We start from the raw sequence: 24,360 nt of genomic DNA, 5'->3' as shown, positions 1-24,360 counted from the left end.
TTCTCCCTTCCTGCTCAAGAGTGACGCCGCTGAGTTTGGGAGGAAAGAAAAGTGAAAATTACCGACGTCGTCTGCCACATCCTGAGCTGCAAGGTCGACAAGCCGTTCGTCTCGGCGCGCGGCTGGGTCTATGGCACGCGCTCGACCTGCCTGGTCGAGATCTCGACCGACGAGGGCATCACCGGCTGGGGCGAATGCTACGGTCCGGCGGCCGTCGCCAAGACCTTCGTCGAAACGCAGTACAAGGCGCGCGTGATCGGCCGCGATCCGTTCGACGTGGAGGCGATCTGGGAAGACCTCTACAACAGGATCAAGGATTACGGCACGACCGGCATGGCGATCTCGGCCATCTCCGGCATCGACATCGCGCTGTGGGACATCATGGGCCGCGCCGTTAACAAGCCGGTGCACAAGCTGATCGGGGGCGCCTATCGCACCGAGGTGATTCCCTACGCGACCGGACTCTACTTCATCGACATGAACCGCCTGATCGAAGAAGCCGTCGAGGAAGCGCTGGAGTTCAAGCACGCCGGCTTCCAGGCGATCAAGATGAAGATCGGGCTGGGCGACCTGAAGCTCGATGCCAAGCGGGTCACGGCAGTGCGCGAGGCGATCGGTCCCGATGTGAAGCTCGCCGTCGACGCCAACCACTGCTTCTCGGTGCCCAACGCCATCAAGCTCGGCCGCATGCTGGAGGAGCAGGACATCCTGTGGTTCGAGGAGCCGATCAGCCCCGAGGATCATGACGGCTATATCGAGGTGACGCGCGCGCTCGATATGGCGGTGGCCGGCGGCGAGAACGATTTCACCCGCTGGGGTTTCCGCGACGTCATTGCCCGGAAGGCGATGGACATCGTGCAGCCCGACCTCTGCGCCGCCGGCGGCTTCTCGGAATGCCGCAAGATCGCAACGCTCGCCTCGGCCTTCGGCGTCGAATGCGTCCCGCACGCCTGGGGCTCGGCGATCGGGCTGGCCGCCACGGTGCAGTTCCTCGCGGCCCTGCCGGACCAGCCGCCGGCCTTCCGCCCGATGCCGCCGATGCTCGAGTTCGAGCAGACTCCCAATCCGTTGCGCGATCACCTGGCGCAGGAGCCGATCGAGCAGAAGAAGGGCATCGTCAAGGTGCCGACGGGGCCCGGCCTCGGTATCGAGATCGATCGCGAGGTCCTGAAGAAATACAAGGTGGCGTGATCTCTGTCGTCCTGAGCGCAGCGAAGGACCTTGCGCCAGCCGCATAGGACTTGCCTGATCGTTCGGTGAGATCCTTCGCTGCGCTCAGGATGACAATGGAGCCGATATGAAAATCGTCGACGTAAAGGCCTATCCGACCAGCTATCGCGTGCCAAAGGAGCTGCAGGTGTCGCTGGGCATCGGCACCATGACCAAGCGCGACTGCGTGATGGTCAAGGTGACGACCGAGGACGGGATCGTGGGCTGGGGCGAGAGCCACCATGCGCGCTCGCCGGGCAGCATCGGCCACCTGATCAACACGACCTTGAAGGGCTTCGTGGTCGGCATGGACGCCACCGACACGGTTGGCATCTGGGCCAAGATCTACAAGTTCCAGCTCGGCAGCCACGGCATGGGCGCGGCCACCGCCATGGCGATGAGCGGCCTCGACCAGGCGCTGTGGGACATCAAGGGCAAGGCCGTGGGCTGGCCGCTCTACAAGCTTTTAGGCGGCTCCAACAGGCCGGTGCCGGCCTATGCCGGCGGCATCTCGCTGGGCTACCAGGCGCCGGAGTCGCTGGCCGACGAGGCCGGACCCATGGTGGAAGCGGGCTACCGGGCGCTGAAGCTCAGGGTCGGCGACAGCGTCAAGAACGACATCGCGCGCATGACGGCGGTGCGCAAGCGCTTCGGCGACGACATGGTCCTGCTGACCGACGCCAACACCGGCTACACGGTCGAGGATGTGCGCCGCGTGATGCCGGCGATGGACGAGTTGGGCATCGCCTGGCTGGAAGAGCCGTTCCCGGCGCACGACCATCGCTCCTATGCGATGGCCAAGGGTTGGGGTGTGACGCCGCTGGCGGCCGGCGAGAACCACTACACGCGCTTCGAGTTCCACCGCATCATCGAGGATGGCAACATCACCATCCTGCAGCCCGACCTGTCCAAGAGCGGCGGCATCACCGAAGTGCAGCGCATCGCGGCGGCCGCCTCGATGTGGAAGCTGCCGATCCATCCGCACAGCTCGATGACCGGCCTCAATCACGCCGTGTCGATCCACTTCCTGGCGTCGATCGACAATGGCGGCTACTTCGAGGCCGACCTTTCCGTGGCCAACAAGTTCCGCGACGAGCTGGGCAGCGCGCCGTGGGAGATTGGCAAGGATGGAAACGTCCGCCCGCTCGACAAGCCGGGCATCGGCGTCGAGATCGACGAGGACTTCCTGATCGCCCACCCGGTGATCGAGGGGCCTGGTTACGTCTGAGTCGGAGAGTCTGTTTCAGCGCGAGTCAAACCGATACCCTCATCCTGAGGAGCCGCACGCAGTGCGGCGTCTCGAAGGATGGGCAACAAACGCGGTGCTCGTGCCCACCCTTCGAGACGCGGTCCTGCGGATCGCTCCTCAGGGTGAGGTAGTGTTGGTCAGGGGTGGAAGACTCTACGTCACCGGAATGAGATCCGACGCCTTCTCCGCGATGGCGTTCGTCGCGGCGTAGGTGTTGCCCGAGACCATGGTCGGCATGCAGGAGGCATCGGCGATCCTCAGCCCCTCCAGGCCGAGCACGCGCATGCTGAGCGGATCGACGACGGCCATCGGATCGGTGCCGAGTTTTGCCGTACCCACCGGGTGATAGGTCGTCGAGCCGGTGGCGCGGGCATGGGCCATCCACTGTTCGTCGGTCTGCACGCCGGGGCCGGGCAGGTTCTCCTCGACCACATGTTCCTTGAGCGGCGAGGTGTTGATCAGCTTGCGGAGATATTTCATTGCCGCCAGCAGCGCGTCGCGATCGTGCTGGACCGCCAGATAATTGGGCTGGATCTCGGGCTTGGCCGCGGGAGCCGAACTGAGCGCCTTCACGTGCCCGGTGCTCTCGGGCCGTAGCTGCGAACAGCCGAGCGTCATGCCGGGCACCGAATCCAGCACCGACGTGCCGTAGCTGCCAGGCGCGTAGCTGGCCGGCGCGAAATAGAGCTGCATGTCGGGCGTTTCGAGGCCCGGCCGCGTCTTGAAGTAGCCGCCGGCATGGCTGGGGCTCGACGCCAGCAGGCCCTTGCGCGTCAAGGCATAGCGGATCACCTCGCCGACCAGCCGCAGCCCGTGGCTGCGCTCGTTCAGCGAGCCCGCGCCCTTCACCAGCGCCGAGACGCGCACGGCATAATGGTCGCGCAGGTTGCGGCCGACGCCGGGCAAAGCGTGCTTCACCGCGACACCGATGCCCGCGAGGTCCTCGGGGTGTCCGATGCCGGAGATCTGCAGGAGCTGCGGCGTGTTGATGGCGCCGCCGCTCAGGATCACGTCGCGACGCGCACGGATCGTTTTCGTCCCGCCGTCCTGGCGGTAGGTGACGCCGACGGCCTTCCTGCCCTCGAGGTCGATCCGCTCGACCAGCGCGCGGGTGATCACTTTCAGGTTCTGCCGCCCCATCGCGGGCCGCAGATAGGCGTCGACGGGGCTCCAGCGCCGGCCGCGCTTCATCATCTGCTGATAGAGCATCGTGCCTTCCTGATTGCCGCCATTGTAGTCGGGCGAGCGTTTCAGCCCGAGCGCTTCGTTGGCGGCCATGAAGGCATCGGACAGGTCGTGCGGATCGCCCTGGTCCTCGATGCTGAGCGGACCGGCGCGGCCACGCACCTCGTCGCTGCCGCCGACCCGGCTCTCGGCGCGCTTGAAGTAGGGCAGCAGGTCGTCCCACGACCAGCCGCGGCAGCCGAGCTGCGCCCAGGTGTCGTAGTCCGCCGACTGGCCGCGCACATAGAGATGGCCGTTGATCGAGCCCGAGCCACCCAGCACTTTTCCCCGCGGGAATCTGATCTTCCGACCGTCGATACACGGGCCGGGCGCCGTCTCGTAGCCCCAGTTGAGATTGTCGTTGTAGACCGTCTTGTTGAAGCCGGCCGGCACCTTGATCCAGATATGATTGTCCTTGCCGCCGGCCTCGATCACCGCGACCGTGTTCTTGCCCGAGGCGGTCAGGCGGTTGGCCAGCACGCAGCCCGCAGCACCGGCACCGACGATGACATAGTCGAACTCTTCCATTTTTATTCCCCCTCTTGTCGTCCTGAGCGCAGCGCGACCTCACCAAACGACCAGACATGCCGGCGATAGCCTGTTCCCTGTCGGGCGCCAGATCCTTCGCTGCGCTCAGGATGACATGAAGTTACCGCGGCACCAGCGCCGCTCCCTCCTGTCGTCCTGAGCGCAGCGAAGGACCTCACCGAGCGATCAGACACAGTTGGCGATAGCCTGTTCCCGGTCGGGCGCGAGATCCTTCGCTGCGCTCAGGATGACATGAAGGTTGCTCTCCTTAGGCAGCCACCACGAGCGTCGACGCCAGTTGGCGCACCGACTTCACCATTGCCATGGCGACCAGCTTGCCGGTCTTGCGGTTCTCTTCGCTGACGGCCACGTCTTCCATGAAGGTGAAGCGGCCGAAGGTGCCCCTGGCCTCCAGCTCGACGATGTGCGTGGTGATCGTGGGGTCGGCCACGATGACGACGCGCGTCCTGTCGAGGCCGAGGCCGGCGATCGCGGCGGCGGCCGAGATGTTGACGTTCTGCGGATAGAGGCGGGCGCCCTCGCGCACCGGCCCGTCGAAGACGGTATGCGGGGCTTTCAACGCGTCGAGGTCGACCAGGGTCTCCGCAATGGTGCCTTTCCAGGCCGACGGATCCTTGCGCACCGTGACGGTGACGCTCTCCAGCCCGCCGACCGCGGCGCTGCTCAATATGTCGAGCGCGCCGATGCCGGCCGACGGCAGGATCAGCCGCACGCCATTGGCCCTGGCGACGGCCAGCAGACGCTCGAACAGGACCGTGTCGGTGAAGGCGCCGACGGACGTCACGAGGAAATCCGCGCCGCTTTCCAGCACGCGCTGCCCGTATGTGCGGACGGCTTCATGTCCGGCGCATTCGGCCACGGCGTCGAAGGTGTGGCCGAAGAAACGGTCGGGCTCGTGCGTCAGCAGGCCATCCTCGGGTCGCGGGCGCTTCACCAGCGCCGCGACCAGGTCGAGGTTCTCGATGTTGCCGGCCTTCAGCGCCGCCTCGACATGCTTGCCGATGGCGCCGTAGCCGATCATGCCCAGCCGGACCGCGGCCCTGGTCGTCACGAGAGTCGGCTCTCCACCCAGCGTGCCCAGGAGATGAGCTGGTCGTCGCTGCCATGCTTGCCGATGAGTTGCACGGAGAGCGGCAGGCCGAACGGTCCGGTGTTGAAGGGCAGCGCGATGCACGGCGTGCCGAGCAACGTCCAGAAGCGGTTGAAGACCGGGTCGCCGGTGTTGCCCAGACCGGCCGGCGCTTCGCCCTTGGCCGACGGCGCCAGCAGGAGGTCGAACTTCTCCCAGGCATCGTCGAGCTGGGCCACCGCGACCTTCTTGCGCTTCTTCGCGTCGGCATATTGCTTGGCCGTCACCGCGTCGCCATCGATCATGCCCTGCTGCATCACCGGCGAGAGGAGATGCGGGAAGCGCTTGCGCTCCGGAGCGTAGGACTGCGTCGCCTCCTTGGTCATGATGCGGTGCTGCGCCTGCATCAGGCCTGTCCAGTCCTCCGGCGCCTGCCACTCGCGCACCTTTGCGCCGGCGGCGCGCAGCGCGCGGACGGCTTCGAGGATGTTCTTCTGATTGTACGGTTCGGCCAGGTCCCACCACGGCGTGCGGATCAGGCCGATGCGCGGCGGCTCGCGCACCGGATCGGCGGCTTCGTGGCCGTAGGCGGCGCGGATCAGGGCGAGGTCGTTGGTCTCACGGGCGAAGAAGCCCAGCGTGTCGAGCGACTTGGCGTAGGTCTTCACACCGGTCATGTCGGCCCAGCCATAGGTGCCCTTGTAGGCGACCACGCCGTTGAAGGCGCCGGGCCGGATGACCGAGCCCGCGGTCTGCGTGCCGTAGCCGACCGGCGCCATGAAGTCGGCGACCGCGGCCGCCGAGCCGGAGGAGGAACCCGCCGGCGTGTGGCGGAGGTTGTGCGGGTTGTGGGTCTTGCCGGCATGGGCGCCGGCGAATTCGGTGGTGACCGCCTTGCCCAGCACCAGCGCGCCCGCCTTCACGAGCTGTGTCACGCAGGCGGCGTCGACGCCCGCGACATGGTCGCGATAGATCGGCGAGCCGCAGGTCGTGGGCATCGTCCTGGTCGAGATGATGTCCTTCACGGCGAGCGGCACGCCGTGCAGCGGGCCGATCGGCTTGGCACGCTTGTCGAGCAGGTCGGCGCGTTTGCGGGCACCCTCGGGATCGAGCGCCTCCCAGGCATGGACCTGGCCCTCGCGCTGCTCGATGCGGTCGAGGCAGGCCTCGACGAGGTCGCGGGCCTTCAGCCGCTTCTCGCCCATCCGTCGCACGGCCTCGCTGGCCGACAGCCTGTTCGGCGATTTCGCCATCCGCTCGTTCCCCTTTTTTTAGCTCGTTCCGCGCATGATGACCGAGCGGCCGGCGGAAAGGTAGCCCGTGCGGGGAATACGCTGGCACGCCGCTTGCTGCCGGGAGCCATACAAGAGGAGGGCTCCATGGACATCGGTGTTTTCATTCCGATCGGAAACAATGGCTGGCTGATCTCCACCACGTCGCCGCAATACATGCCGAGCTTCGATCTCAACCGGCAGATCGTGCAGAAGGCCGAGGGCTACGGGCTCGATTTTGCCCTGTCGATGATCAAGCTGCGCGGCTTCGGCGGCGAGAGCGAGTTCTGGGACCACAACCTCGAATCCTTCACCCTGATGGCGGGACTGGCCGCGGTGACCGAGCGTATCAGGCTCTATGCCTCGGTCGCGGTGCTCACCATCCCGCCCGCCATCGTCGCGCGCATGGCTTCGACCATCGATTCGATCTCGAGCGGCCGGTTCGGCGTCAACATCGTGTCGGGCTGGGCCAAGGACGAGTACGAGCAGATGGGCCTGTGGCCCGGCGAGGCCTATTTCGGCTACCGCTACGACTATTCCACCGAGTTCGTGACGGTGATGAAGGAGCTCTGGGAGACCGGCACGTCCGACTTCAAGGGCAAGTACTTCCAGATGTCGGACTGCAAGCTGAGCCCTCGTCCAAAGGAGCCGATCAAGATCGTCAGCGCCGGCCAGAGCCCGCGCGGCATGGAATTCGGCGCGACCTACTGCAACTACAACTTCACCTTGGGCAAGGGCGTCAACACGCCGACCGCCCATGCGCCGACCAACCAGCTGATGGTCGAGGCGGCCGCGAAGACCGGCCGCGACGTCGGCAACTATGTGCTGATGATGGTGATCGCCGACGAGACCGACGAGAAGGCGATGGCCAAGTGGAAGCTCTATAACGAGGGCGCCGACATGGGCGCGATGGCCTGGATGTCGGGCCAGGCCGACGCCGATCCCAATGCCGCCGAGGGCGGCACCGCCAAGGCGATCTCCGCGCCCGAGGGCGCCATCAACTTCAACATGGGAACGCTGGTCGGCTCCTATGCCAGCGTGGCCAAGATGCTCGACGAATGCGCCACCGTGCCCGGCACCAAGGGCATCATGCTGACCTTCGACGACTTCCTCGTCGGCATGGACCAGTTCGGCCAGCACATCCAGCCGTTGATGAAATGCCGCAGCGACCGGCTGGTCAAAGCCGCGGCCTGAGGCAGCTTCCAACAGACCTGTTACCATGGTGGCCATGGCGACCATGGAAAACCCCGACCGCTGGCGACATCACGGCCCAATGTCGGCCCCCGGCGCCGGATCATTGAACTTCGACGGATTGCCCGTCGATGTCGCAGCACTTTGCCGGATCGTGCAGGGCGTACTGATCCATTCCGACTGGCTCACGGCATACGACGTGAGCGAGGCCCAGTTCCGCACGGTCTCGCGCGAGACCTTGCCGCTGGCCGCCCGGCTCAGGCAGATCGCCGAACTCGATGGGTCCGCCCTGACGGCCGAGCGGACGCCGGATCGGCGCGCGGTCGGCACCTGTCGCGACTACGCGTTGATGCTGTGCGGCATGCTGCGCCAGCAAGGCCTGCCGGCACGCGTGCGCTGCGGCTTCGGGGCCTACTTCAAGAGGGAGTGGGAGGACCACTGGATCTGCGAGTACGGGCGCGACGGGCACTGGCGCCGTGCGGACGCCCAGCTCGATCGCATCATCGCGCCGCGTCTGGGCATCGGGTTCGATCTCGCGGACCTGCCGGACGACATGTTCATCACTGCCGGCGAAGCGTGGCGGCGTTGTCGTGCGGGCGAGGCCGATCCCATGGACTTCGGGCATGGCGCGCAGGCGAGCGGCCTGTGGTTCGTGCGAGTGAACGTCGTGCGTGACCATCATTCGATGAACGGGCGCGAAACGTCGGATTGGGATACGTGGCGGCAGGCGACCGCGGGGCACCATTCCCTATCTGTGGCCGAGTGCGCCGAGGTCGACGAGATGGCCGCCTACCCCGAGAGGCCCGCGGCCGGCCCGGTCCCGCCGTGGCGCGCGGCCAAGGAGTCATAGGAGCGCGCCACTCTGGTGGCGCTGCATTCAAGCAACCACCTCACCCTGAGGAGCGCTCCGCAGGAGTGCGTCTCGAAGGGTGGGCACGAGCACCACGTCTGTACCCCACCCTTCGAGACGGCGCTTCGCGCCTCCTCAGGGTGAGGTGATTTTTTGGTCGACTCTACTTCAGTGCTCCGGTTTGGCCGGGGGCGGTGCTTGTGCGGGCACCGGCGGCTTGACGCCCATCCAGCCCTTCACCGTCTCGCGGAAGCGCTGGAAGGCGACGTAGAGGCCCGGGATCACGAAGATGCCGAGGAACGAGGCGGCGATCATGCCGCCGAACACCGCGGTGCCGACGGCGCGCTGGGTGGCGGCGCCGGCGCCCGAGGAGATGACCAGCGGCACCAGGCCCAGGATGAAGGCGAACGAGGTCATCATCACGGCGCGGAAGCGCAGGCTGGCGGCCGTCGTCGCCGCAGTGACGACGTCGGCACCCTTTGCGCGCTCCGCCATCGCGAACTCGATGATCAGGATGGCGTTCTTGGCGGCGAGCGCGATCAGCACCACGATGCCGATCTGGGCGAAGATGTTGTTGTCGAGGCCGGCGATCAGCAATGCCGTCACGGCGCCGAACAGGCCGACGATGACCGACAGCAGCGCCGCCACCGGGATCGCGGTGCTCTCGTAGAGGCCGACCAGGAAGAGGTAGGCGAAGACCACGGCGAGGCCCAGGATGAAGCCGGTCTGGCCGCTGGCCGCCTTCTCCTGCAGCGCCGTGCCCGTCCATTCGAAGCCGTAGCCGGCGGGCAGGGTGCGCGTCGCGAGCTTCTCCATGGCGGCGATGGCGTCGCCCGAGGAATAGCCCGGCGCGGGCGCCCCGTTCACGACGACCGAGCGCAGGTTGTTGTAGCGGACGACCGAGGAGGGCGCGGTGACCATCTCGATGTTCGCCACCGCCTGCAGCGGCACGAGTTCGCCGCTGGCCGCGCGCACCCGGACGCGGAACACGTCGTTCACCTTGCTGCGGTCGGAGGCATCGGCCTGCACCTTCACCTGCCAGGTTCGGCCGAACAGGTTGAAGTCGTTGGTGTAGGCGCCGCCCAGCGACGTCTGCATCGCCGAGAAGATGTCGGCGATCGAGATGCCCAGCGCCTGGGCCCGTTCGCGGTCGAGCTTCAGGTTGATCTGCGGCGTCGAGGCGCTGTAGGTCGTGTAGACCCCGGCGAGTTCCGGCACTTCCTGCGCCGAGATCATCACGCCGCGCGCCACGGCCGCGAGATCGGTGGGCGAGGCGCCGGTGAGCGACTGCACCACGAACTCGAAGCCCGACGAGTTGCCCAGGCCCATGATGGGCGGCAGGTTGAAAGCGAAGACGTTGGCGGAGGCGATCTGGCTGAAGGCGACGTTCAGGTCCTTCAGCGCCTGGAACACCGACAGCGAGGCGTCCTTTCTCTGATCGAACGGCTTCAGCTCGACCACGACCAGCGCCCGGTTGGGCAGTGCCAGGCCGTCGATCAGGCTGTAGCCCGAGACGGTGAACACGCTCTGCTTCCAGGGCTTGTCGGCGATGATCTTCTCGACTTCCGCGACGGCCGCGAGGGTGCGGTTGGTCGAGGCGGCGTCGGGCAGCTGGACTTCGGCCATGAAGGCGCCCTGGTCCTCGTCCGGGAGGAAGCCCGAGGGCACCATCGAGCCGATGCCGCCGGTCGCGGCGGCGAAGCCCACGACCAGCAGGAGGGCCACGATGCCGCGCCGCGCCAGCGGCGTCACCACCTTCGTGTAGCCGTCGCGCGTCCTGTCGATGCGGCCCTGCATCCACCCCATGACGCCGGTCGGCTTCTTGCGGTGGCGCAGGATCAGCGAGCACAGCGCCGGCGACAGCGAGAGCGCGTTGATCGCCGAGATGATCATCGAAACCGACACGGCCACGGCGAACTGCGAGTAGAGCTGACCCGAGATCCCGGGGATGAAGGCGGTCGGAATGAAGACCGAGAGCAGCACCAGGGTGATCGCGATGATCGGCCCGGTGACCTGGCCCATCGCCTTCTCGGTCGCCTGGGCGACCGTGAGTTCGGGCTCGTGTTCCAGGATGTGCTCGACCGCTTCGACCACGACGATGGCGTCGTCGACCACGATGCCGATGGCCAGCACCAGCGCCAGCAGCGAGATCGTGTTGGCCGAGTAGCCCAGCGCCAGCATGATGGCGAAGGTGCCGATCAGAGCCACCGGCACCGCGATGATGGGGATCAGGGTGGCGCGCAGGTTGCCGAGGAAGATGAAGACGACGATCGCCACGAGGACGAAGGCCTCGATCAGCGTGTGGATCACGCTCTCGATCGTGGCCTGCACGAAGACCGTCGTGTCGTACATCACGTTGTACGCGACGTCCTCGGGGAAGCGCGGCTCCAGCGCCTTGATCGCGTTGCGCACGCCCTGGGCCGTGGCCAGCGCGTTGGCGCCGGGCAGCTGGTAGATCTGGATGCCGGCCGCGGCCTGGCCGTTGTAGCGGCCGAGCTGGTCGCTGGTCTTGGCGCCCAACTCGACCCGGGCGATGTCCTTGACCCGGACCAGCGCGCCGTCGGACTTGGCGCGCACCACGATGTTCTCGAATTCCTCGACGGTAACGAGGCGGCCTTGCGTCGTGATGTTGAGCTGGAAGCTGACATCGTCGAGCAGCGGCGCGGCGCCCACCAGGCCGACCGCGGCCTGGACGTTCTGGGACTGGACCGCCTGCACCACCTCGTTGGGGGTGATGTCGAGGCTCGCCATGCGCTCGAGGTTCAGCCAGATGCGCATGGAATAGTCGAGCGCGCCGAACAGCGTGGCGTCGCCGACGCCCGGCACGCGCCGCAGCGTGTCGAGCAGGGTGATGGTCGTGAAGTTCGACAGGAACAGCGCGTCGCGCGACCCGTTCGGCGAATAGACGGCCACGACCTGCAGCAGGGCCGAGGACTGCTTCTTGGTCGTGACGCCCAGCCGCTGCACCTCGGGGGGCAGCAGGGCGAGCGCCTGGTTGACCCGGTTGGTGACGTTGACGGTGTTGAGGTCGGGGTTGGAGCCGACCTCGAAGCTGACGGTGAGCTGGTAGCTGCCGTCGCCGCCCGACGTCGACTTCATGTAGATCATGCGCTCGACGCCGTTGACCTGCGCCTCGATGACCTGTGCCACGCTCTCCTCGACCGCCTGCGCCGACGCGCCGGGATAGGTCGCGGTCACGCGGACCTGCGGCGGCACGATGTCGGGGAACTGCGCCACCGGCATCGCTGTCATGGCGATGATGCCGGCGATGGTGATGACGGTCGAGATGACGAACGCCAGCCGGGGCCGGCGGATGAACAGCGACGAGATCGTCATGGCTTACTGCTTCTGCGTCGAGGCAGAGGGGGGCGCCACGCTGGGATTGACCGTCATGCCCGGTCGCACGCGCTGCTGGCCCTGGACGATCACCCGTTCGCCGGCCTGGAGACCCGTCGTGATGGCGACCATGCCGTCGCGCGACACGCCGGTCCTGATGCGCTTCTGTTCGACCACATTCTTGTCGTTGACCACGAACAGGTAGGCGCCGGTCTGGTCCTGGGCGATGGCGGCCTGCGGCACGGCGACCGAGGTCGGCACCTGTTCGCCCTCGATGATGACGCGCAGGGTCTGGCCATCGGTTAGCATGCCCTCCGGATTGGGAAAGGTGGCGCGGACGATCTGACCGTCGGTCTTGGCGTCGACCGTGTTGTCGATGAAGTCGATCTTGCCCTTTTCCTTGTAGATCGAACCGTCGGCCAGCCGGACGCGCACGACGATGCCGTTCGGGTCGGTCGCCTGGTCCCGCCGTGCGTCGAGCAGCTCGCGCTGCGTCACGGGGAAGAGCACGCGGATCGGGTTCTCGCTGACCACCGTCGCCAGCACGCCCGATTCGGGGCTGACGAGATTGCCCGGCGAGAAGGCGGCGCGACCGATGCGGCCGTCGATCGGCGACTTGATGTCGGTGTAGGAGAGCTGGAGCGCGGCGTCGCGGAGCTGGGCGTTGGCGTCCTCGACCTGGGCCTTGGCCTGGAGCTGCTCGGAGAGCCGCTGGTCGTAGGTGACCTGGGTGCCGGTATTGGTGCGCAGCAGCTCGGCGGCGCGCTTCAACTGGAGCTCGGCATTCGCCAGCGCGGCCCGCGCGGCGTCGAGCTGGGCCTTCTTCTGGTCGACCGCCGCCTGATAGGTCTCGGGCTCGATGGTGAAGACGACCTGATCCTTCTTGACCTGGTCACCGTCGGCGAACTTGCGCGGGCCGAGGAAGCCCTTCACCCGGGCGCGAAGTTCGACCTTGTCGACGGCGGCGGCGCGGCCGATGAACTCGGACTGATCGGCGATCGGCTTCAGTTCGGCGGCCTGGACGAGCACGGCGGGGGGCGGGGCGCCCGGCTGCTGGGCCCATGCCGGCGCCACGCTGCAGGCAGCGCAAAGCGCCGCAGCGACGAGCATCGAAGCCGTCGAACGTCGGTCTTTCATCGTGAAGTCCCCGCTCAAAAGTATCGCAGGGACAGTGCCTTAATTCGCCCAAATGGTCACGGCAATTCAAGTCGAGATGAGTCTTGCAACACAGCGCGTGATCGAGGAGGAGTCGGGAATGGCAGCATGGCGGTGGTTGGCTATCGTTTTCGCGGCGGCATGCGCCGTCGCGTCCTTCAACGCTGCCGCACAGACGCCTCCGCAGACGCCCGCTCCCTCAGCCGGAAGTCCCGCCCAGCGCGGTTCGTTCACCAACCCTGCCGAGTACGACAGTTACATGGCGGCGCTGAACACCAAGGATCCGGCGCGGCGGGCGCAGGCGATGGAGGTGTTCATTGCCTGGTACCCGGGCAGCGTCCTGCGGCTCGACGCCCATGAGCAGGCAATCTCGGCCTGGCAGGCGGCCAACCAGCCGGCCAAGGCGGACGTGCTGGTCGCGCGCCTGCTGCAGGTCGATCCCGACAATGTGCGCGCGCTGGCCAACCGGGCCTATGTCGGGCGTCTCAAGGCCGCGGGCGGCGACACTTCGGCGCTGGCGGCCGCCGTTGCCGCGTCGGAACGCGGCCTCGCCGTGATGCCCAAGTGGCAAAAGCCGGCGCTGCTCGACGATGCCGGCTTCGCGCTGTTGAAGGAGCAGATGGCCGGCGTGTTCAACGGTGTGCTGGGCTTTGCGGCACTGCAGGCCAAGGACTACGACAAGGCGCGCGAATATTACCGGCTGGCCGTGGCGGCCGACCCGACCAACCTGCAGGACGTCTATCAGTATGCGGTGGCCCAGCTCGAGGGATCGCCGGTCGATGCGCTGGGCTTCTGGTACGGCGCCCGCTCTGTCGCGATCGCAAGGGCCGCCAAGAACGACTCCGCCGCGCAGGACATCGATCGCTACGTTCGCTCGCGCTACAGCGTCTATCGCGGCAGCGAGGAAGGTTGGGATGCGGTCGTCTCGCGCGTCGCCAACGAGACGGCGCCGCCTGCCAACTTCAAGAAGTCGATTCCGCGGGCCATGACGCCGCCGGATCGGGCGCTGGAGATCCTCGAAGACAACGAGCCGGCCAAGCTGACGCCCGCGCAATGGGTGCTGGTGCTGCGCCATCGCGACGTCAGCCCGGCCAACAAGCGCGCGGCGGAGGCGGTGTGGAAGGCGATCGGCGACAGGCAGCAGGGCGGCCAGCGGCTGAAGCTGCCGCTGAAGGTCGTCAGCGCCACGCCGGAGCGCATCGAAGGCGCGATCACGGACGAGGCCCAGGCGGGCAACCTCGTCGAGCTCGAAGTGACGATGATGCGGCCGCTCAGTCCCCTGCCGGCCGTGGGATCCAACATCTTCATGTTCGGCACGCTGAGCGACTACCGGCCCCAGCCGTTCCTGTTCCGCCTGACCCGCGCCGAACTCGCGCCCGAATCGCTGCCGGTGGCCGGCGGCCCCTGCGCCGATCCGCGGCCGAAAATGTGTACCAAGGACTATCGTCCGGCCTGCGGCCAGCTGCGCGACGGCACGCGCAAGACCTACGGCAATGCCTGTACCGCCTGCAGCGATCCGCAGGTCGTGACCCAGGGCGCCGGCGCCTGTCCCTGAGGCTCTTCTTTCACCTCCCCCGTCGTACGGGGGAGGCCGGGAGGGGGAAAGCAACGCGAAGAATTTGGAGGTGGGGCGAGGTCGGGATTTGTGGCCTGCCCCCTCCGGCGCTTCGCGCCACCTCCCCCGTGTGACGGGGGAGGAAGCTGATGATCGAGGACGGCCTAATGCGCCATGAGCAGCGGTACGCGGCAGGACGAGATCACCTTGCCGGTGGCGCCGCCCAGGCCGAGGAAGCTCATCACCTGGCCGCGGCCATAGGCGCCCATCACCAGCAGGTCCGAGCCCTTGCCGTGCGTGTAGTCGAGCAGGGCGCGACCGCGGGCGCGGCCCGACACGGCGCCGGGATCGATGGCGTCGATGGTGGTCTTGATGCCGTGCCGGCCGAGATTGCGCGCGAGGTAGGACGCGCCGACATCGTCGGCCTTCGAGCCGACGATCAGCAGCGTGACGCTGTTGGCCTTCGCCAGGAACGGCAGGGAATATTCGACGGCGCGGGCCGCCTGGAAGCTGCCGTTCCAGGCCACGATGATCGAGCCGAACCCGCCGGTGCCCGCATTCGGCGGCGCGATCATGACGGGACGCGCGCATTCGTGGATGGCGGCCTCGACGGTGGCCGGCGCCACGTTCTCGGGATCTGAACCGGGACGGCCCAGCACCAGCAGATCCGAGCAGCGGCCCATCGCGACCAGCGTGTCGAGCGTCGCGGTCTCCGCGGCGGTGTAGGTCGAGCCCGCGTTGGCGCCGAGCACTTCCTTGTAGGCACGGTCCGACTCCTTGGCCCGCTCCTCGAGGCGCTCGTCGTCGAGGTTCATGATCAGCGGCATCGCCTCGCCGCTCATGGCGAGCCCGCCGATGGCGCCGCCGGCCGGGCCGACCGGCAGATGCAGCGCATCCACGGAAGCGTCGAACACGGCCGCGACCCGGGCGGCCAGCCGGAATGACATCGCGGCATCGGGACCGCCTTCGGACACGGCCAGAATCGACTTCAACATGGATAACTCCCCCAGGAATTCTTCAGGACGCGCGATTAAGAAGCGGCCGCCCGTCCGGTGCAAGCCGAGTCTTTCGGTCGGCGGCTCAGCCTCGCGCCGCCCGTGCGAGACCCGTCATGAGTTCTGCGACACCGCTCAGCTCCTGACCGGCCAGGCGCGCGCCCTGCAGCACCTCCTCGATCGAGCGGCCATTGGCCAGCGAGGCGGCGCCCCAGAGCAGCGCAGATCGCATGCCGCTCTTGCAGAAGGCGACGACGCGGTCGTCGCCCCTGGCGAGGAGGTCGGCCAGAGCACGCACCTGGTCGGGCGTTGCCCGCGGGCCGGAGAAAGGCAGATCGAGGAATTGCAGTCCGGCTGCTTCGGCGGCCGCCTTCAGGTCGGCCGTCTTCGGCTGGCCGAAGAAGGCCTCGCCGTCGGGCCGATTGTTCACGACGGCGGTGAAGCCCGCTGCGGCCACTTCCTTCATGTCGCTCGGATCGAGCTGGCCGGAGACCGAGACTCGATCGTCAACCGGCAACAGGGAAAGGCTCATGTCGACAACTCCCGTTTGCGGATCCAGTGGATGAAGGGAAGGGCCAGCAGCACCATCCAGAGCTTGCCCAGGATCTGGCCCGCTAGGTAGTCGAGGCTGCCGAAGGCCAGCCACAGGAAGAGAACGCTGTCGGCGATCAGGCCCACCACGCTGCTGGCCAGCACCGCCATCACGAGCCCGCGCGACTGCAGCGGCGTGTAGACGGCGAAGTCGGCCAGCTCGGACAGAAGGAAAGCCGTCGCCGAGGCGATCAGGAGCTGCGGCGGCGCGACCGCCCCGGAGAGGGCGGCGCCCGCCACGATGGCGCCGACGGCGACGCCGCGGCCCAGGCGTCGCTGCACGAGGTCGCGCAGGACCAGCGCCAGCCCGATCATCAGGACACCCGAAGGCGCCATCAGGGGCTTGCCGCCCGGACCCCAGGGCCAGACCGGCACGAGGCACGGCCCCTGCGGCACGCAGACGGCGCCGACATTCCCGATCATCCAGTTGGCGAGGGGGATGCAGGCGATGAAGCCCAGGAAATAGATCAGGCCCCCGAGTTTGGCCCGCCGCGAAGAAATCATGCCGGCGCTCCTAGCAGGTCCGTCGCGGCGCCGGAACCCCGAGGAACCCGCGCGCAATGGTTGCGTTAGATCGCACACAATCCAGGAGACACTTCATGCAGCCCATCGCCCGCCGTTCGGTCCTGTTCGGCGTCGCCGCCCTGTCGGGCCTTTCCGCCACTGCCGCGTTCGCCGTCAACGCGCTGCCCGACGCCCGCTTCGTGGGCTTTGCCCAGGAGTTCAACGACTTCGAGATCGCCTCGGGCCGGCTGGCGATGGCCAAGTCGACGAACGAGAATGTGCGCGGCTTTGCGGCCCGCATGGTGGCCGACCAGACCGAAGCCGCTCAGTACCTGAGCAAGGCGCGGCAGGAAGCGGGCGTCTCCTACGCGCCTGACCCCGCCAACGCGCCGGGCTGGACTGCCACCTTGCAGCGGCTGAACGTGCTGCAGGGCGTCGAATTCGACACCGCCTATGCCAACGCCCAGCTCGCCGCCCATATCGATGCCAACGCCCAGTACGGCGCCTACTCCCAGGACGGCGGCAACGGCGCGCTGCGCCGCTATGCCCAGGGCCAGCTGCCGAAGGTCCAGCAGAACCTGACCGGCGCCCGCCAGCTCGCCGGCGGCCGCTAAGCCGCTACAGCGAGGTCCTGCCCTCGCGCCACGCGACGAAGCCCCGCTTGCGCAAGGCGCAGGCGGGGCACTCGCCGCATCCATACCCCCATTCGTGCCGTGCGCCGCGGACGCTGTCGTAGCAGGTGTGGGTGTGTTCGAGGATCAACTCGACCAGAGTGGAGCCTCCGAGTTGATCGGACAGGCCCCAGGTCTCTGCCTTGTCGAGCCACATCAGCGGCGTGTGGAGCACGAAGGCGCGGTCCATGCCGAGATTGAGCGTGACCTGCAGTGCCTTGATGGTGTTGTCGCGACAGTCGGGATAGCCCGAGAAATCCGTCTCGCACATGCCGCCGACCAGATTGCGGATGTTGCGCCGCCAGGCCACGGCGGCCGCGAAGGTGAAGAAGAGGAGATTGCGGCCGGGCACGAAGCTGTTGGGCAGCCCGTCTTTCTCCATCGCGAAGGCGACGTCGCGGGTGAGCGACGTGTCACTGATTTGTCCCAGCACCCCCATGTCGATGAAATGGTCCTCGCCCAGCCGCTCCGCCCAGTGCGGAAAACGGCTACGGATCTCATCAAGGACGGTAAGCCTTTGATCCAGCTCGATTCGGTGTCGCTGTCGATAGTCGAAAGCCACCGTCTCGACATGCGCGAATCGCTCTAGCGCCCAGGCCAGACACGTGGTGGAGTCCTGTCCTCCGGAGAAGAGGACGAGGGCAGATCGGGCATCGTTCATGAGGGGCTTTATCGCCCGCAACCTCCCTCCGCGCTACAGTGTTGGCGTTCAGCAGACCCATCCACCACGGAAGGAGGAACCCATGTTCGTCTCCGATATCCTGTCGCGTAAGGGCGGTCTCGTTCACACGGTCACACCGGGCACGTCGGTCGGCCAGATTTCCCAGCACCTCAGCACGCGTCACATCGGTTCTGTGCTGATTCTCGATTCCGACGATTCGGTCGCCGGCATCGTTTCCGAGCGCGACCTCGTGCACGCCTTCGCCAAGCACGGCGCCGCCGCCCTCGAACTCGAGGCGCACAGCGTCATGACCCGCGATGTCGTGACCTGCGACCCCGACGATTCGATCGACCATGTCATGCAGCTGATGACGAGCGGTCGCTTCCGTCACCTGCCGGTGGTTCGCCACGGCGAACTGCTGGGCCTCGTCTCCATCGGCGACGTCGTGAAGACGCGTCTCGAAGAGGCCCGTCACGAGACCGAGGCGCTGCGGGCCTACATCGTCGCCGGCTGACGGCAACGCTTAAGTTCGCAATCGATCTCCGCTAGGGTCCCCGCGGACCCTGGGCGGAGAAGGCATGTCATTACCCCTGCAAGGCAAGGTCGCGCTGGTGACGGGCGCGGGCAAGAATATCGGTCGCACGATCGCGCTCACCCTGGCGCGCGACGGCGCGGCCCTCGTGGTCAACGGGCGTTCGGACAAGGCGGCGGTGGATGCCGTCGTGGCCGAGATCGAGGCTGCCGGGGGCCGGGCGATGGCCGCGATGGGCGATGTCTCCGATCCCGCCGTGCCGCCGCGTCTCGCGGCCGAGGCGGCCGCGACGTTCGGCGGCGTCGATATCCTCGTCAGCAACGCCGGCCTGCGCCGCCAGACCTCCTTCCTCGACATGTCGTTCGAGGAATGGCGCGAAATCATGTCGGTCGCGCTCGACGGCGCCTTCCTGCTGGGCAAGGCGATCGTGCCCCAGATGGTGGCGCGGGGCGGCGGCGCCTTCGTGGCGCTGTCGGGCATTTCCACCCATGTCGGCACGCCCAACCGCTGTCACGTGTCGGCCTCGAAGTCGGGCCTCGAAGGGTTGATGCGGGCGCTGGCGGTCGAGCTGGCGCCGCACAGGATCACCTGCAATGCGCTGGCGCCAGGCGCCATAGACACCACGCGCGGGGCCGCGGCGGGCGCGCGTCCGGCGGTGAACCGTCCGATTCCGCTGAAGCGCTTCGGCACGGTCGAGGAGATCGCCGCCATGGTGCGGCTGCTGGTCGGGCCGCAAGGCACCTTCATCACCGGCCAGACGATCCACGTGAACGGCGGCGAGTTCCTGACATGAGGAACCTGATCACCGATGTGCCGGGCGTGCTGGTCGGCAATGCCCAGGACATGCGCGCCGCCACCGGCGCCACGGTCGCGATCTTCGAACAGGGCGCCGTCGCCAGCATCTCGACCCTGGGCGGCGCGCCGGGCGACCGGATGGGCACCTCGCTCGAGCCCGAGATGGTGGGCCAGATGATCGACGCTGTCGTGCTGTCGGGTGGCTCGGTCTATGGACTCGACGCCGCCGGCGGCGCCTCGGCGGTACTGTGCCAGCGCGGGCAGGGCCGGACCTTCGGCGGGCTGGCCATTCCCGTGGCGGTGCAGGCCATCTTGTTCGACCTGATCAATGGTGGCGAAAAGGACTGGATGCGCGAGCCGGTAAAGCACGAGCCACCCTATTGGGATCTGGGCCGCGATGCCGCGCTGGTGGCGGCGCATGACTTCGCGCTGGGCACGGCGGGGGCCGGCGTGGGCGCCACGACGGCGGGACTGAAGGGCGGCCTGGGTTCGACCAGTGCGAAGACGAGCCAGGGGTTCACGGTCGGCGCACTCGTTGCGGTCAATGCGGTGGGTTCGGCCACGATCGGCAGCGGCCCGCATTTCTGGGCGGGCGCCTACGAGCAGGGCAAGGAGTTCGGCGGCCTCGGCTGGCCGGCGCCGCTGCCCGCGGATGCGCTGAAGCTTCGCTTCAAGGGACAGCCCTTGCCCGTCACGGCGACCACCATCGCGCTGGTGGCAACGGATGCAACGCTGACCAAGGCGGAGTGCAAGCGGCTCGCCATCATGGCGAACGACGGACTGTCCAGGTCGCTGCGCCCCGTCCATGCGCCGAACGACGGCGACACGGTGTTTGCTGCGGCGACCGGCAAGGCCGGCCGCGGCGGTGAGCCGCCGGTCCTCACGGAACTCGGCACGGTGGCGGCCGATTGCCTGGCGCGGGCCGTGGCGCGTGGTGTCTACGAGGCGACGGCGCTGCCTTTCGCGAACGCAGTGCCTGACTGGAAGACGAAGTTCGGAGGGCGTCAGCCATGAGCTATCTGGTCGTTTTCGTCGGCGCCGGCATCGGCGGCGCCGCCCGACACGGGATGAACATCTGGGTGGCGCGCCTTCTGGGCTCGCACTTCCCCTGGCACACGCTGGTGATCAACATCCTGGGGTCCATCGTGATGGGACTGATCACCGGATGGTTCGCCGAACGGATCGGTGCGGCCGGTCATCTTCGCCTGTTCCTGGCGACCGGCGTGATGGGCGGCTTCACGACTTTCTCCGCCTTCTCGCTCGATGCCGTGCTCCTGTGGGAGCGGCATGAATATCTGATGGCGGGCCTCTATGTCGGCGGTTCGGTCGCCGGCGCCATCGCGGGCCTCGCCGCCGCGCTGTGGATCATGGGCAAGGCGCTGGCGTGAGCCAGCCGCAGGTTTTCGACGTCGTCGTCCTGGGCGGCGGCGCCGCGGGATTGATGTGTGCGATGCGGGCGGGCCAGCGCGGCCGCAAGGTCCTGCTGCTCGACCATGCCGAGAAGGTCGGCAAGAAGATCCTGATCTCGGGCGGCGGGCGTTGCAATTTCACCAATCGCGACGCGCGGCCCGAGGCCTTCCTCTCCGCCAATCCGCACTTCTGCAAATCGGCGCTGGCGCGCTACACGCAGCACGACTTCATCGATCTGGTAAACAAGCACCGTATCGCCTGGCACGAGAAGACGCTGGGCCAGCTCTTCTGCGACGGCTCGGCCCGCCAGATCGTGGCGATGCTTCTGGACGAATGCGCGGCGGTGGGTGTCGACGTGCGGGTGGCGCACAAGATCACGCGCGTGGAGAAGTCCGACCGGTTCACGGTGATGACGGATCACGGCGATTTCTCGGCGGCCTCCGTCGTGCTGGCGACCGGCGGGCTCTCGATTCCGAAGATGGGCGCGACCGGCTTCGCGCACGAGGTGGCGCGCCACTTCAAGCTGCGTATCACCGACACGCGGCCGGGCCTCGTGCCGTTCACGGCGCGCGTGCCGGACATCGCCGGCGTGGCGCTCGACGTGGTAGCGAGCATCGGCCGCGCGCGCTTCCGCGAGGCCATGCTGTTCACCCATCGCGGCCTCTCGGGGCCGGCGATCCTGCAGATTTCCTCCTACTGGCAGCCGCGCCAGGAGATCACGGTCGACCTGCTGCCCGACAGCGACGCGGCCACCTTCCTCAAGGGCCGCAAGCGGCTCAGGCCCAAGGCCGAACTGCGCAACATCGTGGGCGACCTGATGCCCGATCGCCTCGCGCAGGCGCTGGCGCCGGAAGGCGTGATCGGCGAGCGCCGCGACAAGGATCTCGAAACCCTGGCGGCAGAGCTGAAGGCCTGGCACGTGACGCCCACCGGCACCGAGGGCTACGCCAAGGCCGAGGTGACCGTGGGCGGCATCGACACCGACGAGCTTTCTTCGAGGACAATGGAAGCGAAGGAGGTCCCGGGCCTGTTCGCGATCGGCGAGGCGGTCGACGTCACCGGCTGGCTGGGCGGCTACAATTTCCAGTGGGCCTGGTCGTCAGGCTGGGTGGCGGGCGAGGCGGCGTAGGCAGGCTTGTTGACAGGGTCCCCCCGTCGGCTCAACTGAGCAAGCGACTTGGCGACATGGCCGGGTGCCAGTCGGGGGATGGAACGATGGCGACAGGTTATGCTGACTTGTACATGGCCAAGCTGACGACTGCCGAGAAGGCCGTCGCGGGCGTTCCCGATGGGGCAACTGTTTCCCTCGGCATGGCGATCGGCCAACCCCCGGCTTTGCTGGCAGCGCTTGCCGATCGGCTGCGGTCCAACGATCTCAAACAGATTCGGCTCTATTACAAGATTGCCATGGAGCCGTTGGCCAAGTCGCTGCTGGCCGAGGATGTCATCGAGAAGGTCGACGCCCACAGCTTCTTCATTGGCGCCCCCGATCACGAGATCATCAAGCGGCAGGTGAAGACCGGCAAGAAGCTCCTGAGCTTCGTTCCCGTCAACTTCAGCCAGATCCCCCGCCTGTTCGAGGAGATCATCGCGCTCGACACCTTCATCGTGACGGTCTCGCCGATGGACGGGGGTGGCTATTTCTCGCTGGGCACGAACAACGATTTCGCCTCGACGGCGGCCAGGCGGTGCAGGTCCCTGATCGTCGAGGTCAACCGCAACATGCCGCGGGTATTCGGGCAGTCGCAGATCCATGTGAGCGAGGTGGCCGCAATCGTCGAGAATCACGTACCCCTGATCGAGGCCGGCGTCGCCGAGCCATCGCCCGAGGGACGTGCCATCGGCGCCCTGGTCGCTCCCATGGTGCCGAACGGTGCCACGATCCAGCTCGGCATCGGCAAGATACCTTCGGGCGTTGCGATGGCCCTGGAAAACCATGCGGACCTCGGCCTCCACACCGAACTGTTCTCGCCGGCCATGGCCGACCTGGTCCGCAAGGGCGTGATCACGGGCGCGCGCAAGACCCTCCACCCCGGTAAGCACGTCTTCACCGTGGCCTTCGGCACGACCGGCTCCTATGCCTTCATGAACGACAACAGCGCCTTCGAGAGCTACGCATCGTCCTACGTCAACGACATCCGGACGATCGCCCAGCACGACGACTTCATCTCGGTCAATACGGCGATCGAGATCGACCTCTATGGTCAGGTCAATGCCGAGTTCATCGGCGAGCATGAATACAGCGGATCGGGTGGCCAGTTCGACTTCGTCAAAGGCGCCTCGCTGGCGAAGCGCGGCAAGTCGATCATCGCGATTCAGTCGACGGCGCGGAAGGGAACGGTCTCCAGCATCGTGCCGAAGGTCGCGATGGTCACCGACCTTCGCATGGACGTCGAATGGGTGGTCACCGAACACGGTGCGGCGAACCTGCGGGGCAAGTCGACCAAGGAACGCGCGCTCGCGTTGATCGGGATTGCCGATCCGGCCTTTCGCGACGAGCTGATGTCGGCGGCCCGCAAAGTCACCCTGATCTGAGGATCAATCGCATGCCGCTGATCCGGACTTCGCTTGCCGAGAAGATCGGCACCATCGCGTTCGACCATGACGACAAGCGCAACGCCCTCGGCGCCGACCTGATCGCCGAGGTGATCGCGGCCCTGGATGCCTTCAAGGCCGATGGCGCACGCGTGGTCGTGTTGCGCAGCGCCTCCGGGGGCAAGGTCTGGTCGGCCGGTCACGATGTCGGCGAGCTGCCGAGGGCGGACGTCGACCCGCTGCCCTATAGCGATCCGCTCGAACAGTTGCTGCGGGCGGTCAAGGCGTTCCCGGCACCGGTGATCGCCATGGTCCACGGTTCGGCATGGGGTGGCGCCTGCGATCTGGTCATGGCCTGCGACCTCGTGATGGGCGACGAGACCTGCGCCTTCGCCATCACGCCTGCCAAGCTCGGGTTGCCGTACAACGTGGCCGGCATTCTCAACTTCATGAGTCGCCTGCCGCTCACCGTGGTGAAGGAGATGTTCTTCTCGGCGAATCTCATTCCGGCAGACCGGGCCGAGCGCGTCGGCATCGTCAACCGGGTCGTCCCGGCGGCCGCGCTCGAGGCGGAAACCTACGCGATGGCAAGGACGATCGCGTCGCGTTCCTCCAAGGCGATCGCAGCTTCCAAGGAGGCGATTCGAGTGCTGAGCGAATCGGTGCCGATCAACCCGGCCATATACGAGTATCTCCATGGCCTGCGCCGGGATGTCTATTTCGGCCCCGACTACCATGAAGGCACGGCCGCGTTCATGGAGAAGCGCGCGCCCAAATTCTGAGACGGTGCTGGTCCGGCCAGGAGATTGTCGTTTTCCCGTGAGCCTGGTCGAGCGGCTGGTTGGCCGGCGAGGCGTTGTAGGCAGAAGGGCGGGCTGCGATCAGAGTGTCAGTTCTCTCTTCTTGATCTGCCAAGTACTGCCGCAATCGATCAAGTGAAGCTCGACCTTTCCATATTGGACGCTGTTTACCAGTGTCAGGACAGGAGACTTTGGCGCGGCCGTGCGC

At 67.1% G+C, this 24,360-nt stretch carries 22 protein-coding genes; 13 read left to right on the top strand and 9 right to left on the bottom strand.

Annotation, left to right across the window (positions count from 1 at the left end; all coding sequences use genetic code 11):
- Positions 1–51: 51 nt before the first annotated feature.
- Positions 52–1,191 (top strand): mandelate racemase/muconate lactonizing enzyme family protein, encoded by a 1,140-nt coding sequence (locus tag ACO07K_RS22525; RefSeq protein WP_422031830.1) that lies wholly within the window; start codon positions 52–54, stop codon positions 1,189–1,191.
- A 106-nt stretch (positions 1,192–1,297) separates the two neighbouring features.
- On the top strand, positions 1,298–2,437 hold the full coding sequence (locus ACO07K_RS22520; protein ID WP_422031828.1) for a mandelate racemase/muconate lactonizing enzyme family protein: 1,140 nt from the start codon (positions 1,298–1,300) through the stop codon (positions 2,435–2,437).
- Between the two features lie 174 nt (positions 2,438–2,611).
- On the opposite strand, the gene ACO07K_RS22515 is transcribed toward ACO07K_RS22520, so the two are convergent.
- The 3 genes from ACO07K_RS22515 to ACO07K_RS22505 all read right to left on the bottom strand — a co-directional run bounded on the left by ACO07K_RS22515 (position 2,612) and on the right by ACO07K_RS22505 (position 6,553).
- Positions 2,612–4,210 carry a GMC family oxidoreductase gene (locus ACO07K_RS22515; protein ID WP_422031826.1) on the bottom strand — a complete coding sequence of 533 codons (1,599 nt, stop codon included), beginning with the start codon at positions 4,208–4,210 and terminating at the stop codon, positions 2,612–2,614.
- 268 nt (positions 4,211–4,478) lie between these two features.
- Complete coding sequence (locus tag ACO07K_RS22510; protein WP_422031824.1) at positions 4,479–5,282, bottom strand: aspartate dehydrogenase; 804 nt, start codon at positions 5,280–5,282, stop codon at positions 4,479–4,481.
- Positions 5,279–6,553, bottom strand: coding sequence for an amidase (locus ACO07K_RS22505; RefSeq protein WP_422031822.1), 1,275 nt, complete (start codon positions 6,551–6,553; stop codon positions 5,279–5,281). The genes ACO07K_RS22510 and ACO07K_RS22505 overlap by 4 nt, the downstream gene beginning before the upstream one ends.
- 126 nt (positions 6,554–6,679) lie before the next feature.
- On the opposite strand from ACO07K_RS22505, the gene rutA reads away from it, so the two are divergent.
- Positions 6,680–7,765, top strand: coding sequence for a pyrimidine utilization protein A (gene rutA / locus ACO07K_RS22500; RefSeq protein WP_422031820.1), 1,086 nt, complete (start codon positions 6,680–6,682; stop codon positions 7,763–7,765).
- Between the two features lie 34 nt (positions 7,766–7,799).
- Positions 7,800–8,612 (top strand): transglutaminase domain-containing protein, encoded by an 813-nt coding sequence (locus tag ACO07K_RS22495; RefSeq protein WP_422031818.1) that lies wholly within the window; start codon positions 7,800–7,802, stop codon positions 8,610–8,612.
- Positions 8,613–8,780: 168 nt separating this feature from the next.
- On the opposite strand, the gene ACO07K_RS22490 is transcribed toward ACO07K_RS22495, so the two are convergent.
- The gene (locus ACO07K_RS22490; protein ID WP_422031816.1) at positions 8,781–11,948 is read right to left on the bottom strand and encodes an efflux RND transporter permease subunit; all 3,168 of its coding nucleotides are present in this window, start codon (positions 11,946–11,948) and stop codon (positions 8,781–8,783) included.
- A gap of 3 nt (positions 11,949–11,951) precedes the next feature.
- Positions 11,952–13,085: an efflux RND transporter periplasmic adaptor subunit gene (locus ACO07K_RS22485; RefSeq protein WP_422031814.1), complete on the bottom strand. Its 1,134-nt coding sequence runs from the start codon at positions 13,083–13,085 to the stop codon at positions 11,952–11,954.
- Positions 13,086–13,221: 136 nt separating this feature from the next.
- Between ACO07K_RS22485 and ACO07K_RS22480 the strand changes: the two genes are divergently transcribed.
- Positions 13,222–14,658, top strand: coding sequence for a hypothetical protein (locus ACO07K_RS22480; protein ID WP_422031812.1), 1,437 nt, complete (start codon positions 13,222–13,224; stop codon positions 14,656–14,658).
- A gap of 164 nt (positions 14,659–14,822) precedes the next feature.
- Here the strand turns inward: ACO07K_RS22480 and ACO07K_RS22475 are convergent, their stop codons facing one another.
- The 3 genes from ACO07K_RS22475 to ACO07K_RS22465 all read right to left on the bottom strand — a co-directional run bounded on the left by ACO07K_RS22475 (position 14,823) and on the right by ACO07K_RS22465 (position 16,748).
- On the bottom strand, positions 14,823–15,653 hold the full coding sequence (locus ACO07K_RS22475; protein ID WP_422031810.1) for a universal stress protein: 831 nt from the start codon (positions 15,651–15,653) through the stop codon (positions 14,823–14,825).
- Positions 15,654–15,738: 85 nt separating this feature from the next.
- Positions 15,739–16,185, bottom strand: a complete 447-nt coding sequence (locus tag ACO07K_RS22470; protein WP_422031808.1) for a TIGR01244 family sulfur transferase — start codon at positions 16,183–16,185, stop codon at positions 15,739–15,741.
- Complete coding sequence (locus tag ACO07K_RS22465; protein WP_422031807.1) at positions 16,182–16,748, bottom strand: VUT family protein; 567 nt, start codon at positions 16,746–16,748, stop codon at positions 16,182–16,184. The genes ACO07K_RS22470 and ACO07K_RS22465 overlap by 4 nt, the downstream gene beginning before the upstream one ends.
- A gap of 95 nt (positions 16,749–16,843) precedes the next feature.
- Between ACO07K_RS22465 and ACO07K_RS22460 the strand changes: the two genes are divergently transcribed.
- Positions 16,844–17,362, top strand: coding sequence for a DUF4142 domain-containing protein (locus ACO07K_RS22460; RefSeq protein ID WP_422031805.1), 519 nt, complete (start codon positions 16,844–16,846; stop codon positions 17,360–17,362).
- A gap of 4 nt (positions 17,363–17,366) precedes the next feature.
- Here ACO07K_RS22460 and queC read toward each other — a convergent pair whose 3' ends face one another.
- Positions 17,367–18,080: a 7-cyano-7-deazaguanine synthase QueC gene (queC, locus tag ACO07K_RS22455; RefSeq protein ID WP_422031803.1), complete on the bottom strand. Its 714-nt coding sequence runs from the start codon at positions 18,078–18,080 to the stop codon at positions 17,367–17,369.
- 82 nt (positions 18,081–18,162) lie between these two features.
- On the opposite strand from queC, the gene ACO07K_RS22450 reads away from it, so the two are divergent.
- The 7 genes from ACO07K_RS22450 to scpB all read left to right on the top strand — a co-directional run bounded on the left by ACO07K_RS22450 (position 18,163) and on the right by scpB (position 24,134).
- Positions 18,163–18,594 carry a CBS domain-containing protein gene (locus tag ACO07K_RS22450; RefSeq protein WP_298311299.1) on the top strand — a complete coding sequence of 144 codons (432 nt, stop codon included), beginning with the start codon at positions 18,163–18,165 and terminating at the stop codon, positions 18,592–18,594.
- A gap of 64 nt (positions 18,595–18,658) precedes the next feature.
- Positions 18,659–19,405, top strand: a complete 747-nt coding sequence (locus ACO07K_RS22445) for an SDR family NAD(P)-dependent oxidoreductase (protein ID WP_422031800.1) — start codon at positions 18,659–18,661, stop codon at positions 19,403–19,405.
- Positions 19,402–20,421, top strand: a complete 1,020-nt coding sequence (locus ACO07K_RS22440) for a P1 family peptidase (RefSeq protein ID WP_422031798.1) — start codon at positions 19,402–19,404, stop codon at positions 20,419–20,421. Before ACO07K_RS22445 ends, ACO07K_RS22440 begins: the two co-directional genes overlap by 4 nt.
- A complete protein-coding gene (gene crcB / locus ACO07K_RS22435; RefSeq protein ID WP_298311291.1) occupies positions 20,418–20,795 on the top strand; it encodes a fluoride efflux transporter CrcB in 378 nt (125 codons plus the stop codon). Before ACO07K_RS22440 ends, crcB begins: the two co-directional genes overlap by 4 nt.
- Positions 20,792–21,946, top strand: a complete 1,155-nt coding sequence (locus tag ACO07K_RS22430) for an NAD(P)/FAD-dependent oxidoreductase (protein WP_422031796.1) — start codon at positions 20,792–20,794, stop codon at positions 21,944–21,946. The genes crcB and ACO07K_RS22430 overlap by 4 nt, the downstream gene beginning before the upstream one ends.
- An 86-nt stretch (positions 21,947–22,032) precedes the next feature.
- A complete protein-coding gene (locus ACO07K_RS22425; protein ID WP_422031794.1) occupies positions 22,033–23,352 on the top strand; it encodes an acetyl-CoA hydrolase/transferase family protein in 1,320 nt (439 codons plus the stop codon).
- A gap of 11 nt (positions 23,353–23,363) precedes the next feature.
- Positions 23,364–24,134, top strand: coding sequence for a methylmalonyl-CoA decarboxylase (gene scpB, locus ACO07K_RS22420; protein WP_422031792.1), 771 nt, complete (start codon positions 23,364–23,366; stop codon positions 24,132–24,134).
- Positions 24,135–24,360 lie beyond the last annotated feature (226 nt).

Source organism: Reyranella sp. (genome assembly GCF_965228225.1).
In the GTDB taxonomy this organism is placed as follows: Bacteria; Pseudomonadota; Alphaproteobacteria; order Reyranellales; family Reyranellaceae; genus Reyranella.
The sequence above is the reverse complement of the archived record's forward strand: the minus strand, read 5'-3'. Positions and strand labels throughout refer to the sequence as shown.

What these genes read in the sequence shown, in the direction of transcription:
- ACO07K_RS22520 (WP_422031828.1), top strand. Translation starts at nt 1,298, where the DNA reads ATGAAAATCGTCGACGTAAAGGCCTATCCGACCAGCTATCGCGTGCCA.
- ACO07K_RS22515 (WP_422031826.1), bottom strand. Translation starts at nt 4,210, where the DNA reads ATGGAAGAGTTCGACTATGTCATCGTCGGTGCCGGTGCTGCGGGCTGC.
- ACO07K_RS22505 (WP_422031822.1), bottom strand. Translation starts at nt 6,553, where the DNA reads ATGGCGAAATCGCCGAACAGGCTGTCGGCCAGCGAGGCCGTGCGACGG.
- rutA (WP_422031820.1), top strand. Translation starts at nt 6,680, where the DNA reads ATGGACATCGGTGTTTTCATTCCGATCGGAAACAATGGCTGGCTGATC.
- ACO07K_RS22495 (WP_422031818.1), top strand. Translation starts at nt 7,800, where the DNA reads ATGGCGACCATGGAAAACCCCGACCGCTGGCGACATCACGGCCCAATG.
- ACO07K_RS22490 (WP_422031816.1), bottom strand. Translation starts at nt 11,948, where the DNA reads ATGACGATCTCGTCGCTGTTCATCCGCCGGCCCCGGCTGGCGTTCGTC.
- ACO07K_RS22485 (WP_422031814.1), bottom strand. Translation starts at nt 13,085, where the DNA reads ATGAAAGACCGACGTTCGACGGCTTCGATGCTCGTCGCTGCGGCGCTT.
- ACO07K_RS22475 (WP_422031810.1), bottom strand. Translation starts at nt 15,653, where the DNA reads ATGTTGAAGTCGATTCTGGCCGTGTCCGAAGGCGGTCCCGATGCCGCG.
- ACO07K_RS22470 (WP_422031808.1), bottom strand. Translation starts at nt 16,185, where the DNA reads ATGAGCCTTTCCCTGTTGCCGGTTGACGATCGAGTCTCGGTCTCCGGC.
- ACO07K_RS22465 (WP_422031807.1), bottom strand. Translation starts at nt 16,748, where the DNA reads ATGATTTCTTCGCGGCGGGCCAAACTCGGGGGCCTGATCTATTTCCTG.
- ACO07K_RS22460 (WP_422031805.1), top strand. Translation starts at nt 16,844, where the DNA reads ATGCAGCCCATCGCCCGCCGTTCGGTCCTGTTCGGCGTCGCCGCCCTG.
- queC (WP_422031803.1), bottom strand. Translation starts at nt 18,080, where the DNA reads ATGAACGATGCCCGATCTGCCCTCGTCCTCTTCTCCGGAGGACAGGAC.
- ACO07K_RS22450 (WP_298311299.1), top strand. Translation starts at nt 18,163, where the DNA reads ATGTTCGTCTCCGATATCCTGTCGCGTAAGGGCGGTCTCGTTCACACG.
- ACO07K_RS22445 (WP_422031800.1), top strand. Translation starts at nt 18,659, where the DNA reads ATGTCATTACCCCTGCAAGGCAAGGTCGCGCTGGTGACGGGCGCGGGC.
- ACO07K_RS22440 (WP_422031798.1), top strand. Translation starts at nt 19,402, where the DNA reads ATGAGGAACCTGATCACCGATGTGCCGGGCGTGCTGGTCGGCAATGCC.
- crcB (WP_298311291.1), top strand. Translation starts at nt 20,418, where the DNA reads ATGAGCTATCTGGTCGTTTTCGTCGGCGCCGGCATCGGCGGCGCCGCC.
- ACO07K_RS22425 (WP_422031794.1), top strand. Translation starts at nt 22,033, where the DNA reads ATGGCGACAGGTTATGCTGACTTGTACATGGCCAAGCTGACGACTGCC.
- scpB (WP_422031792.1), top strand. Translation starts at nt 23,364, where the DNA reads ATGCCGCTGATCCGGACTTCGCTTGCCGAGAAGATCGGCACCATCGCG.